Origin of the sequence: Zhihengliuella salsuginis (assembly GCF_014651715.1) — a bacterium.
GTDB classification, from domain to species: Bacteria; Actinomycetota; Actinomycetes; order Actinomycetales; family Micrococcaceae; genus Zhihengliuella; species Zhihengliuella salsuginis.
In genome coordinates, this window is the sequence record NZ_BMXK01000020.1 from 15,332 (window position 1) to 27,906 (window position 12,575).

The 12,575-nt window shown below is 62.6% G+C and carries 10 protein-coding genes; 7 read left to right on the forward strand and 3 right to left on the reverse strand.

Annotated elements, in window-relative coordinates; genetic code table 11:
• Nucleotides 1-146: 146 nt before the first annotated feature.
• The gene (locus tag IE069_RS15275; protein ID WP_189351542.1) at nt 147-1,001 is read left to right on the forward strand and encodes a metal-dependent hydrolase; all 855 of its coding nucleotides are present in this window, start codon (nt 147-149) and stop codon (nt 999-1,001) included.
• A 1-nt stretch (nt 1,002) separates the two neighbouring features.
• On the opposite strand, the gene IE069_RS15280 is transcribed toward IE069_RS15275, so the two are convergent.
• Nucleotides 1,003-3,534, reverse strand: a complete 2,532-nt coding sequence (locus tag IE069_RS15280) for a DEAD/DEAH box helicase (RefSeq protein WP_189351543.1) — start codon at nt 3,532-3,534, stop codon at nt 1,003-1,005.
• 52 nt (nt 3,535-3,586) lie between these two features.
• Here IE069_RS15280 and IE069_RS15285 point away from each other — a divergent pair, with 52 nt between their 5' ends.
• Nucleotides 3,587-4,411, forward strand: a complete 825-nt coding sequence (locus IE069_RS15285; protein ID WP_189351544.1) for a methyltransferase domain-containing protein — start codon at nt 3,587-3,589, stop codon at nt 4,409-4,411.
• Nucleotides 4,412-4,421: 10 nt separating this feature from the next.
• On the opposite strand, the gene IE069_RS15290 is transcribed toward IE069_RS15285, so the two are convergent.
• On the reverse strand, nt 4,422-5,090 hold the full coding sequence (locus IE069_RS15290) for an MBL fold metallo-hydrolase (RefSeq protein WP_189351545.1): 669 nt from the start codon (nt 5,088-5,090) through the stop codon (nt 4,422-4,424).
• A gap of 463 nt (nt 5,091-5,553) precedes the next feature.
• Here IE069_RS15290 and nrdH point away from each other — a divergent pair, with 463 nt between their 5' ends.
• The 5 genes from nrdH (at nt 5,554) to IE069_RS15315 (ending at nt 10,378) form a co-directional block, all read left to right on the forward strand.
• Nucleotides 5,554-5,799: a glutaredoxin-like protein NrdH gene (gene nrdH / locus IE069_RS15295; protein WP_189351546.1), complete on the forward strand. Its 246-nt coding sequence runs from the start codon at nt 5,554-5,556 to the stop codon at nt 5,797-5,799.
• Nucleotides 5,792-6,232, forward strand: a complete 441-nt coding sequence (nrdI, locus tag IE069_RS15300) for a class Ib ribonucleoside-diphosphate reductase assembly flavoprotein NrdI (RefSeq protein ID WP_189351547.1) — start codon at nt 5,792-5,794, stop codon at nt 6,230-6,232. Before nrdH ends, nrdI begins: the two co-directional genes overlap by 8 nt.
• Complete coding sequence (nrdE, locus tag IE069_RS15305) at nt 6,202-8,370, forward strand: class 1b ribonucleoside-diphosphate reductase subunit alpha (protein WP_373287830.1); 2,169 nt, start codon at nt 6,202-6,204, stop codon at nt 8,368-8,370. Before nrdI ends, nrdE begins: the two co-directional genes overlap by 31 nt.
• Nucleotides 8,371-8,488: 118 nt before the next feature.
• A complete protein-coding gene (gene nrdF, locus IE069_RS15310; RefSeq protein WP_189351548.1) occupies nt 8,489-9,463 on the forward strand; it encodes a class 1b ribonucleoside-diphosphate reductase subunit beta in 975 nt (324 codons plus the stop codon).
• 246 nt (nt 9,464-9,709) lie between these two features.
• Entirely contained in the window at nt 9,710-10,378 is a 669-nt protein-coding gene (locus IE069_RS15315; protein ID WP_189351549.1) for a DUF3223 domain-containing protein, read from the forward strand.
• A 151-nt stretch (nt 10,379-10,529) separates the two neighbouring features.
• Here IE069_RS15315 and IE069_RS15320 read toward each other — a convergent pair whose 3' ends face one another.
• The gene (locus IE069_RS15320) at nt 10,530-12,311 is read right to left on the reverse strand and encodes a serine/threonine-protein kinase (protein ID WP_189351550.1); all 1,782 of its coding nucleotides are present in this window, start codon (nt 12,309-12,311) and stop codon (nt 10,530-10,532) included.
• Between the last annotated feature and the right edge of the window lie 264 nt (nt 12,312-12,575).

The window sequence follows — 12,575 nt, forward strand, 5'->3', positions numbered from 1 at the left end:
CGAACCCGACGCGTCGCCGCCGGCCGCTCCTCAAGTAGTGTCGAGGATTCGAAACTGTCTTCGACTCCTCGAAGCTCGACGCGGGCGCCCGGCCACGGGACGCCCCTCGGCGCGAGGAGCGGACCTGAGGTGAAAGCGGGTAATCGATGCTGGGCGGCAATCACGCGGCAACGGGGGCGGCGGCCTGGGTCGCCGTCTCGTCGCAGGCCCACATCCCGCTGACGTGGCTCCAGACCGGCCTCGCCGACCTCGCCCCCGGCGTGGCGCACGCCCTGCCCGATTCGCTGACGCTCGGGCTGGGGGCCTTCGGCGACACACCGGGCGGAGTCGCCACGGGAGCCATGGTGTGCGCCGGAGCCGCTCTTCTGCCCGACGCCGACCACCGCAACGCCTCGATCGCACGTTCGCTGCCTCCCGTGACCGAGGCGCTGTGCCGCGTCGTGGGCCGCGTCGCCGGCGGGCACCGGCAGGGCACCCATTCACTCCTCGGGATCGTGGCCGTCGTCGTGCTCGCCTGGCTGGCCGGCCTCTGGACGCTCGAGCCGAGCGGCCGGGCGCCCGTCTACGTGGGGGCGGGCGCCGCCTCGGTGCTGCTGGTGTCCCTCGCGGTGAAAGCCCTGAAGTTCATCCCCGACACGATGCGGAAGACCCCCTGGCTGGTCGGCGTCGTGTGCGGGCTGGCGGTGGCCTTCTTCTCCTCCGCGGATCCACGCTGGTTCGTCACGGCGGTCGGGCTGGGAGCCATCGTCCATCTGGCCGGCGACTTCCTGACGGTCGGCGGCATCAACCCGCTCTGGCCCGTCCGGATCCGGCGCCCGCGGGCGCTCCGGAACGCGCCCCTGCTGCGCACGGTCTGGCGTCCGAGCGGGCACGTCGCCCTCCCGCTGCTGGGAACGACGGGCTCCTGGCGGGAGTGGATCGTCTCGATCCCGGTCGCGGCCTACGCCGTCGTCGGCCTGTGCGTGAGCGTCTCGCGGACGCTCACGCACTATCTCGGCTGATTCAGCCGAGCCGTCCGATGCCCGTCACGGTCACGACGGCGGCTCCCGCCTCGTCGGAGGCGGCGAGGTCGACGAACGCGTCGATGCCCCAGTCGTTGTGCCCGGCCGGATCCTTGAAGATCTGGCGGACGGTCCACCGCTTCGCCTCGGTGGTGACCATGAAGTACTCCGGGCCGCGGGCCGCCGGACCGTCGTCGATGTCGTCGTGTTCTTCGAAGTAGTCGTCGAGCACCCTCGACCACGCGTCGGCGTCGAATCCGGCCTCGCCGTCGAGTTCGCCGAGGGCGGCGTCCTGCTCGTCGGCGAAGAGCACCACCCTCCGGAACATCTCGTTGCGGACCATGACCCGGAACGCGCGTTCGTTGGACGTGAGCCGCTCGGGCGTCGGCGGGACGATCTCGTCGGAGTGGTCCTCGGGAATCTCCCCGTGCGCCATCTTCTCCCACTCGTCGAGGAGGCTCGAGTCGATCTGGCGTACGAGCTCGCCGAGCCAGGCGATGAGGTCCTCGAGGTCCTCGCGAAGGGCGTCCCGCGGCACCGACTGCTGCAGGGCCTTGTACGCGTCCGTGAGGTAGCGCAGCAGGACGCCCTCGGAGCGGGCGAGCTGGTAGTACTGGACGTAGTCGGTGAAGCTCATGGCCCGCTCGTACATGTCGCGCACCACCGACTTCGGGGCCAGCTCGAACTCTGCGAGCCACGGGGCCCCGCTCCGGTACGTCTCGAACGACTGCTCGAGGATGTCCTCCAGCGGCTTCGGGTAGGTGATCTCGTCGACCACGTTCATCCGCTCGTCGTAGCCGATCCCGTCGGCCTTCATCCTCCCGATCGCCTCGCCGCGGGCCTTCTTCTCCTGCATGCCGACGATCTGCCGCGGCGTGTCGAGGGTCGACTCGATCACGGAGACCACGTCGAGCGCGTACGCCGGCGACTCCTCGTCCAGCACCTCGATCGCCGCGAGCGCGAAGGGGGAGAGGGGCTGGTTGAGCGCGAAGTTCTGCTGCAGGTGCACCGTGAGCGCCAAGTGGTTCCCGAAGTGGTCGGGATCGTCCTCGCGGATGACGACGCCGGTCGCGAGCAGCTCGCGCAGGATGCCGAGCGCGCTGCGCTGGAGGACCTTCTGCCGCGTCGGGGTCTCGTGGTTCTCGGTCAGGATGCGGCGGGCGGCCGCGAAGGAGTCTCCCGGGCGCTCGAGCAGGTTCAGGATCATCGAGTGCGTGATCTGGAAGCTCGAGGTCAGGGGCTCCGGTTCGGCGACGACGATCTTGTCGAACGTCTTCTCGGACCAGGAGACGAAGCCCTGCGGCGGCTTCTTCTTGGTGACCTGGCGCAGCTTCTTCGGGTCCTCGCCGAACTTGGCCTTCGCCTTGTCCATGGCCTTCTTGTTCTCGATGACGTACTCGGGGGCCTGCACGACGACGGTGCCCGCCGTGTCGAATCCGGCGCGGCCCGCGCGCCCGGCGATCTGGTGGAACTCGCGCGCCTTCAGCCCGCGCATGCGCGTCCCGTCGAACTTTGTCAGGGCGGTGATCATCACCGTGCGGATGGGCACGTTGATGCCGACGCCGAGGGTGTCGGTGCCGCAGATGACCTTCAACAGGCCGGCCTGCGCCAGCTGCTCGACCAGGCGGCGGTACTTCGGGAGCATCCCCGCGTGGTGGACGCCGATGCCCGCGCGCACGAGCCGGTTGAGCGTCTTGCCGAATCCGGCGGCGAAGCGGAACCCGCCGATGAGCTCGGCGATGCGGTCCTTCTCCTCGCGGGTGCAGACGTTGACGCTGAGCAGGCCCTGCGCGCGTTCGATCGCGTCCAGCTGGCTGAAGTGCACGATGTAGACGGGCGTCTGCCGCGTCTCCATCAGCTCCTCGATGGCCTCCTGGACCGGCTCCTCCGAGTAGTAGTAGTGCAGGGGGATCGGGCGCTCGGCGTGCGCGACCGTCGTCGTGTGCCGCTGCGTGCGCGAGGTGAGCTCGTCCTCGAAACGGGTCACGTCGCCCAGCGTCGCCGACATGAGCAGGAACTGCGCCTGCGGCAGTTCGATGAGCGGCAGCTGCCAGGCCCAGCCGCGCTGCGGGTCGGAATAGAAGTGGAACTCGTCCATCACCACGGTCCCGACATCGGCGTCCTCACCTTCTCGCAGCGCCATGTTGGCGAGGATCTCCGCGGTGCAGCAGATGATGGGCGCGTCCGCGTTGACCGACGAGTCGCCGGTAACCATCCCGACGTTCTCGGCGCCGAAGATCTCGCACAGGGAGAAGAACTTCTCCGAGACCAGCGCCTTGATGGGGGCGGTATAGAAGCTGACCTCGCCGCGGGCCAGCGAGTGGAAGTGCGCCGCAACGGCGACGAGCGACTTGCCCGAGCCGGTCGGGGTGGCCAGAATGACGTTGTTGCCCTGCACGATCTCCATGGCGGCCTCGTCCTGCGCCGGATACAGCTCGATCCCGCGGTCCTCGATCCACTTGATGAACGACTCGTAGGTGGATTCGGGGGTGGCCCCGCGCTGGCCCGATGGCAAGAGTTCGATGAGGTTCATGATGATTCCAGCCTATCCCCGTTGCGGCCGGCCCAGCCGCTACGCTCGAGGCATGGCGCCGACGACATCATGGAACCCCGAGACCTACCTGCGCTACGCCGACGACCGGCAGCGCCCCTTCTTCGACCTGACGGCCCGGATCACCGCCGAGAACCCCCGCACCGTGGTGGATCTCGGTTGCGGACCGGGGCACCTGACGCGTTCGCTGGCCCGTCGCTGGCCGAGCGCGCGGGTCCTCGGGCTGGATTCGTCGGAGGCGATGCTGTCCGCGGCTCGCGGCCCGGTCGGCTCGGACGGGGAAGGGGACGCCGACACCCCGGCACCCGAGTTCGAGCTCCAGGATGCGGGCTCCTACGAGCCGACGCCGGAGACCGACGTGCTGATCACCAACGCCATGCTGCAGTGGGTGCCCGACCACCTCGCGCTGGTCCGGCGGTGGCTCGAGCGGCTCCCCGGCGGCGCCTGGTTCGCCGCGCAGGTCCCGGGCAATTTCGCGGCCTACTCCCACCGGATCCTGCGCGAGATCGCTACCGGCGACCGCTGGGCGCAGCCCCTGCGCGGGGTCCTGCAGCACGACGTCGTCCACGGACCGGGCGAGTACCTGCGCGCCCTGCACGACGCCGGGTTCGCGGCCGACGCCTGGGAGACCACCTACCAGCACGTGCTCTCCGGCCCCGACCCCGTCCTGGAATGGGTCCGCGGCACGGCGTTGCGCCCCGTGCTGAATGCCCTGGGAGAGGCCGATGGCGCCGCGTTCGAGTCCGAGTACGCTTCGCGGCTGCGCGAAGCCTACCCGGCCACCACCGGACCCGACGGCGCGCCGGTGACGCTCTTCCCGTTCCGGCGCGTCTTCTGCGTAGGCCGCAAAGTCGGCTGAACGGGCCCTCCTACCAGCCGCGCTCCCTCCATCCGGCCAGCTGCGGGCGTTCGTCGGCCAGCGTCGTCGCATCGCCGTGGCCGGGAAGGACGTCGGCGTCGTCGTAGACCTCGAACAGGCGCGAGACCACGTCCTCGTAGAGGGAGGCGAAGCGCTCGGGGTCCTCCCACGTGTTGCCGACCCCGCCGGGGAAGAGGCTGTCGCCGCTGAAGACGATCGGACGCTCGAGCCCGTGACCGGTGAGCACGAACGCCATGGAGCCCGGGGTGTGGCCGCGCAGATGGACGCAGTCCAGGACCAGGTCGCCGGCGTCGATCCGGTCGGCCTGCGCCAGCTGCCGTTCGATGCGCACGCCCTCGGCGGACTCGATGGCCGGGCCGTCGTCCTCCCCGGCCGCCAGCGGCGCGCCGGTGGCCTCTCCGACCGCCGCGAGCGCCCGGACGTGGTCCCAGTGCTGGTGCGTCGTCAGGATCCACTCGACGCGCGCCGGCACGGCGGCGTCCGCGGCCGCCGAGTCGATGAGGGCGACGACGGCGTCGGCGTCGTCTGCGGCGTCGATCACGATCTGTGCACCGGACGCCCTGGACGTGATGACATAGACGTTGTTGTGCATGTCCGAGACGGAGATGCTGCGGACGGTGACCGAGTCGGTCGAATGGCGCAAGGTATCGGTGCTCATGCCCTTGTTCCTACGCCACGACCCGGGCGGGGCGCAAGGCGGACGCGACGCCGGCGCCGGCCGGGTGTGGTGCGCCACGACTCAGGGTGCTCCCGGCCACGTTCGGATCACCCGGCGGCGACTCGGCGACACGCCGAATCGAACTCGACACGCCACGACTTCGACCTGTGCATCCGGGCTCCACAGGGTGTGGATAGAAATCGCCCACCGGCGTGAACACGGGGCAGGAGCACCCAAAGATTTCCACAGAACCTGTGGACGACAACCGCGGGTAATGACATACTTGTAAGACAAGATCTTGGGGTCGATGATCATGCGGCCCACTAGATGTAGTATCGATATCGCGACGGGGACAGCAGCGGACGACGCCGGAGGACAGGCGCATCCAGCACGCTACGGCAGCTCGTTCCGCCGCATACATACCGAATACAATCACCAAATTTAGAGGACGAGGGATCAGGCTATGACCGTCACGGTATACACCAAGCCGGCTTGCGTTCAGTGCAACGCCACCTACCGCGCGCTGGACAAGAAGGGCGTCGTCTACCAGAGCGTGGACATCTCCCAGGATGCCGACGCACTCGAGCGCGTGCGCGCCCTGGGCCACATGCAGGCTCCGGTCGTCGTGACCGACTCCGACAACTGGTCCGGCTTCCGCCCGGACAAGATCGAGGAGCTGGCCGCTTCCGCCGCCACCTCCGTTGCCTGACGCAGCTACAACGACCTCCAGCCGCCTCATCTACTTCTCCTCCGCATCGGGCAACACGGCCCGGTTCGTCGAGAAGCTCGGGGCAGAGGCGGCCCGGATCCCGCTCTACGCGCGGGACCCGGAACTCACTGCCCAGGAACCGTTCGTCCTGCTTCTGCCGACCTACGGGGGAGAGGAGGGAAAGCATTCCATCCCTCCCCAGGTCCTCAGATTCCTGAAACAGGAGCAGAACCGCAAGAACCTGCGCGGCGTCATCGGCGCCGGCAACACGAATTTCGGCACAGCCTACTGTCTCGCCGCGCGGAAGATTTCCGCGAAGTGCGACGTTCCCCTGTTGTACCGGTTCGAACTCATGGGCACGCCAGATGACGTGCACAACGTAAGTCAAGGATTGGAAGAGTTTTGGAAACATCTGTCGCGGAGCCGGCCGTGAACCAGGACGGCAAGGAACTGCCCGCAGCATGGCAGGGGCTCGGCTACCACGAGCTCAACGCCATGCTGAACCTCTACGACGCGGACGGCAAGATCCAGTTCGGCGCCGACCGCGCCGCCGCGCGCCAGTACTTCCTGCAGCACGTCAACAACAACACCGTCTTCTTCCACGACCTCGATGAGAAGCTCGAGTACCTGGTCAAGAACGACTACTACGAGCGCGAGACGCTCGACCAGTACTCGATGAACTTCATCCGGAACCTGTACAAGCACGCGTACAACAAGAAGTTCCGCTTCGAGACCTTCCTGGGCGCCTTCAAGTTCTACACGAGCTACACGCTGAAGACCTTCGACGGCAAGCGCTACCTCGAGCGCTACGAGGACCGTGTCTGCATGGTCGCTCTGCACCTGGCCCGCGGCGACGAGAAGCTGGCCACGCAGCTGGTGGACGAGATCACCGACGGCCGTTTCCAGCCGGCCACCCCGACGTTCCTGAACGCCGGCAAGGCCCAGCGCGGCGAGCTCGTCTCCTGCTTCCTGCTCCGCATCGAAGACAACATGGAGTCGATCGCCCGCGGCATCAACTCCGCTCTGCAGCTCTCGAAGCGCGGCGGCGGTGTGGCACTTTCCCTGACGAACATCCGCGAACACGGCGCCCCGATCAAGCAGATCGAGAACCAGTCCTCCGGTGTGATCCCCGTGATGAAGCTTCTGGAGGACTCGTTCTCCTACGCGAACCAGCTCGGCGCCCGCCAGGGTGCCGGTGCTGTGTACCTGCACGCCCACCACCCGGACATCTTCCGCTTCCTCGACACCAAGCGCGAGAACGCCGACGAGAAGATCCGCATCAAGACGCTGTCCCTCGGCGTCGTCATCCCGGACATCACGTTCGAGCTGGCCAAGACGAACGAGGACATGTACCTCTTCTCGCCGTACGACGTCGAGCGCGTCTACGGCCAGCCGTTCTCCGAGATCTCGGTGACGGAGAAGTACTACGAGATGGTCGACGACGCGCGGATCAGCAAGCAGAAGATCAACGCCCGCGAGTTCTTCCAGACCCTCGCCGAGATCCAGTTCGAGTCGGGCTACCCGTACGTCATGTTCGAGGACACGGTGAACCGGGCGAACCCGATCAAGGGCAAGATCACGATGAGCAACCTCTGCTCCGAAATCCTGCAGGTCTCCTCGGCCTCCGAGTTCTCCGACGACCTGGGCTACGACGTCGTCGGCAAGGACATCTCCTGCAACCTGGGCTCGATGAACATCGCCAAGACGATGGATTCGCCGGACCTCGGCGCCTCGGTGGAGACCGCCATCCGCGCCCTGTCGGCCGTGTCCGACATGTCCTACATCTCCTCGGTGCCGTCGATCGCGGAGGGCAACCTGCAGTCCCACGCGATCGGCCTGGGGCAGATGAACCTGCACGGCTACCTGGCCCGCGAGCGCGTCCACTACGGCTCCGAAGAGGGGCTGGACTTCACGAACATCTACTTCTACACGGTGCTCTACCACGCCCTGCGCGCGTCGAACCTGCTCGCCATCGAGAAGGGCGAGACGTTCGGCGGGTTCGAGGACTCCCAGTACGCCTCCGGCGAGTTCTTCGACAAGTACACCGAGGCCGAGTGGGCTCCGAAGACCGATCGCGTCCTGGAGCTCTTCGCCGGCACGCACATCCCGACTCAGGCCGACTGGCGCGAGCTGAAGGCCTCCGTCATGGAGCACGGCATCTACAACCAGAACCTGCAGGCGGTTCCGCCGACGGGTTCGATCTCCTACATCAACAACTCGACCTCGTCGATCCACCCGGTCGCCTCGAAGATCGAGATCCGCAAGGAGGGCAAGCTCGGCCGCGTGTACTACCCGGCCCCGTACCTCGACAACGACAACCTCGAGTACTACGCGGACGCGTACGAGATCGGCTACGAGAAGATCATCGACACCTACGCCGAGGCGACGCAGCACGTCGACCAGGGCCTGTCGCTGACGCTGTTCTTCAAGGACACGGCCACGACGCGCGAGATCAACAAGGCGCAGATCTACGCGTGGCGCAAGGGCATCAAGACGCTCTACTACATCCGCCTCCGCCAGCTCGCCCTGGAGGGCACTGAGGTGGAGGGTTGCGTTTCATGCATGCTGTAGCAGCCTGCGTTCCATGCTGACGACGGCACCCAGGCAACGCTGACGTACGACGGCGGGCGCACCCCGCCGTCGTACGCTCGAGGCAACCGCAAACTCGTAACGAAAGCGCAGGCAAGACATGACCGAAGGGGTCAAGCTTCACGGCCACGTAGAGGCCATCAACTGGAACCGCATCCAGGACGAAAAGGACGTCGAGGTGTGGAACCGCCTCGTGAACAACTTCTGGATCCCCGAGAAGATTCCGCTGTCCAACGACGTCCAGTCGTGGAACACGCTCACGCAGGAGGAGCAGACGCTGACCATGCGCGTCTTCACCGGCCTCACCCTGCTGGACACCCTGCAGGGCACGGTCGGCGCGGTCTCGCTCATCCCGGACTCGATCACCCAGCACGAGGAGGCCGTCTACACGAACATCGCGTTCATGGAGTCGGTGCACGCCAAGAGCTACTCCTCGATCTTCTCGACCCTCTGCTCGTCGAAGGAGATCGACGAGGCCTTCCGCTGGTCGCTCGAGAACGAGAACCTGCAGAAGAAGGCGCAGATCGTCGAGTCGTACTACCACGGCGACGACCCGCTGAAGAAGAAGGTCGCCTCCACCCTGCTGGAGTCCTTCCTCTTCTACTCGGGCTTCTACCTGCCGATGTACTGGTCCTCGCGGGCCAAGCTCACGAACACGGCCGACCTCATCCGCCTCATCATCCGCGACGAGGCCGTGCACGGCTACTACATCGGCTACAAGTACCAGAAGGGCCTCGAGAAGCTCTCCGAGGAGCGCCGTGCGGAGCTGAAGGAGTACACCTTCGAGCTGATGTACGAGCTGTACGAGAACGAGGTGCAGTACACGCACGACCTCTACGACGGCGTCGGCCTGAGCGAGGACGTCAAGAAGTTCCTGCACTACAACGCCAACAAGGCCCTGATGAACCTGGGCTACGAGGCGATGTTCCCGTCGTCGGTCACGGACGTGAACCCGTCGATCCTGTCGGCGCTGAGCCCGAACGCCGACGAGAACCACGACTTCTTCTCCGGCTCCGGCTCGTCCTACGTGATCGGCAAGGCCGTCAACACGGAAGACGAGGACTGGGACTTCTAGCTTGAGCAGATTCCCCAGCCTTTTACGCCCGTGCAGCAAAGCTCAACTCCTTAATCGAGTAACATCGGAGTATAAATACGCTCGAGCCAACTAAACTGAATAGACCGTCAATATTCTGAACACAGCGGCCCCTAGAACCGGGGGCCGCTGTTCGTCTACCCACTCATGCCACTCGTCGAGGTGGCATCTGGCATTCACGAGTCAATCGACTGGACAAACAGGAATTCGAAGTAGTCGGGGGAATCCATGGCTGAGTATAACTTGGGAAGTTTCACCTTTCCGTCTAAGAAGAAAATTCTGAGCTACCTCGGAGATCAGCTTAAGCAACACGATGATGGTGAAGTCGTGGAAAACAGAGATCTAATTCAATTGCTGACGGAACTGGTCAGCCTGCACAAAGATGCCGAACAAAAGATCGGTCAAGGAATCCAAAATTGGATCGCCCTCTCCAACAATGACCTCGGATATAAGACGCGGGGATTCCGGCTGATGCCGATCGGCGGTGGGGAACCAGAGCCGTTTAGTTATCGGGATATTATCAACAAGCCCAATCACCGAGCCAAGGTCGCCGAGGCGCTCACTCAAGAAGCAATTTACGTCACGCGAAAGTTTCGGCAAGACTCCTTTGCAAAGGGTCCAGTGCGATGCGCGGATACTGGTGAGATCATCCCGACCATAAAGCTAGCAAATGCCATACATCGGCGCCCAGTTCGGCGTGAGCTGCACAACTTGTTCTTGGCATCAGTGGACCTCTCGTTCTATGACGTAGAACTTGTCAAGGCCGAGCCTGGATCTGGATACCGTCTGAAGGATCGCGCACTGGCTTCTACGTGGGTAGATTTCCAACAAAGAAAATTGGATGGCATGGTCATTGTTCTTTCAAAGACCCCAACATATCCAGCAGACAGCGCCTGAATCCAGCATGACGTACCGGAACTTCCGCCCGGCCCACACTGCTGCGGGCGAGAACAGGGCATTGGGCGCGTTGCGGGGACATTCGTTCACATAGAACCTCGGTGATCACTAGAATGAAAGGTGCACTGCACGCAATATGTACAGCACCTTCCTAAACCTCGCGAATTCCTAGGACTTTGGCCAATGTGTTGGGGATGTCGTAAGTAGTTCCCCAAGTCAGCGCGACAACGTCATGGTGTTTGACATCGGCTCGGAGTATATCAATCACATCGCCCTGAAGCTCATGATATTGGTCGGCAATAGCACGCACGTGACTGCTAAAACGTGAATACTCGTCAAGAGATTTGAAGTAGATCGAATAGGTGCCGTCCCTTCGATCCCAAAGGGATACATCCCACTTTCCCTCGAACTCTTCAAGTATTTTTGTGACAGGCAGCGCCTCCATTGGCTCAAGGAATAGATCGGCGCCTACAGCCAATCTAGAAGAATCATCCGGAGAAGTTCCATCCCATTCGACACTCAAATGACGATCGATTCCGATCCGCTGTAAGTTCATTGGAGACATTTCAAGAAAGTCGTTCGCTAGATAATACCTCACCGACTGAATGATCCATATTATTGGAGCGTTAGACAGATTCTTTTTGAGTGACTTGCCTCCTGCGGAGGGTGTGGAGTCCATCAGTTCACGAATACTCATGATTATCTCTTCACAGTGATAATCCGTGCAGAATCGGAAGTAATGAATAGCCCTTTGCGGGAGGCCCTGCCACATAGAATTGCGCGTCAACGGATATCGACCCTGAATTCCTTCCAGGTCTGCGAGCAAACTCGCCTTGTAAGGAGAGCCAAGCGATTCCAGCGCGGATTCACTCCAATTACTGTTGGACTCGTAGTCGAATTTCGCTTTGCAGATCGAATATACCATCGATTGCATGCATTCGTTATAGAGTTCTTCACTAACACGATAGCTAATTTCACAGTGATAGTTGTGGTTATAATTTGAGAGCTCAGCGGCTGTCGTCCGCTCGAAAATGCACTTGGTAGAAAGTATGTCCGTTGCAGCTCTCCCGAGAATTGCATTCATTCCCGTAGTCGACATACCGGTCGGCACCTCGTTGCCCCGCAGTTCCTCAAGGATCTCTTGGATGTCGGATTCGATTTGTCTACGCGCGATCTTCAATGCACCACATACGGCCTCAATTGTAATACGTTGCGTCTCGTCCTGACGCAGCATTCCCCCTACCACGAGGTCGAGGTCAGAGAGAAAGGGATGGATATCGCCAACTCGAAGATGCCCGGCTCCGCGTGAGTTCTGCTTGGTGAACATCTCAGTCATGATGAGCCCTAGGGCGAAAATGTCAGCAGATTTCCCGATGTCTTCAGCAGGCCTCTTGGCCATTTGCTCTGGCGCCTGGTAGTTGCGATTTGCGAGCAGATCCCCACGTTTCGTCAGGTTCGAATCTTTGAAATGGGCAATTCCGAAATCCGCAATGACCAGTCGATGCCTCTCTTTGTCAACGAGGATATTCTCCGGTTTTAAATCCCTGTGCACAACATCAAGATTGTGGACGTAGGAGAGGCCGCTGCAAATTTGTGATATATAGTCAAGGAGGATTCCATGGTCGTTCTCCCGAGAAATTACTTCGCGGAGATTCGACGAATATAAGTCCATGGCGTAATAGAAGTGTTTGTCGTCTTCGAAGTCTTGATATACCCTCACAACGTGATCATTGTGCGACTTCTTTCCAAACTCAATCTCATTGCGAAATCGAGCGTTTCGACGCGACTTACTGTCCTTCTTAATCTTCTTAATCGCAAAAATATTATTATCCACCGAAGAGCGGGCTCGGAATACCGTGGCAGTTGCCCCTTCGCCGAGTACTGATTCAATGGTGTAGGAGGTGCCATCGAAATTAATGGTCCGCGTCTTCATAGGCATCACACTACTGCCCCCGCAAGAAAAATGGGAGGCTCTTCCAGGCCCCGTGACATGTGAGCCTGCTGGCCCTAGGTGTTGTGGGTCATGACGTTATGACAGCACCGGGATGTGAGATGGGGTAGCTCTTCGCGGCAGGATTGGTATTCGCCAAAACAACAGTCTTGCCAGGAGCTACCCCTCATGACGCACTCTAACCTCGATTTTTCATGAGGGCCGGTCAGTTGGGCCTCAGGTCTTACCGGCCGCCTGAGATGCTCG

Coding starts and splice junctions, on each gene's coding strand:
- IE069_RS15275 (WP_189351542.1), top strand. CDS start 147: ATGCTGGGCGGCAATCACGCGGCAACGGGGGCGGCGGCCTGGGTCGCC.
- IE069_RS15280 (WP_189351543.1), bottom strand. CDS start 3,534: ATGAACCTCATCGAACTCTTGCCATCGGGCCAGCGCGGGGCCACCCCC.
- IE069_RS15285 (WP_189351544.1), top strand. CDS start 3,587: ATGGCGCCGACGACATCATGGAACCCCGAGACCTACCTGCGCTACGCC.
- IE069_RS15290 (WP_189351545.1), bottom strand. CDS start 5,090: ATGAGCACCGATACCTTGCGCCATTCGACCGACTCGGTCACCGTCCGC.
- nrdH (WP_189351546.1), top strand. CDS start 5,554: ATGACCGTCACGGTATACACCAAGCCGGCTTGCGTTCAGTGCAACGCC.
- nrdF (WP_189351548.1), top strand. CDS start 8,489: ATGACCGAAGGGGTCAAGCTTCACGGCCACGTAGAGGCCATCAACTGG.
- IE069_RS15315 (WP_189351549.1), top strand. CDS start 9,710: ATGGCTGAGTATAACTTGGGAAGTTTCACCTTTCCGTCTAAGAAGAAA.
- IE069_RS15320 (WP_189351550.1), bottom strand. CDS start 12,311: ATGAAGACGCGGACCATTAATTTCGATGGCACCTCCTACACCATTGAA.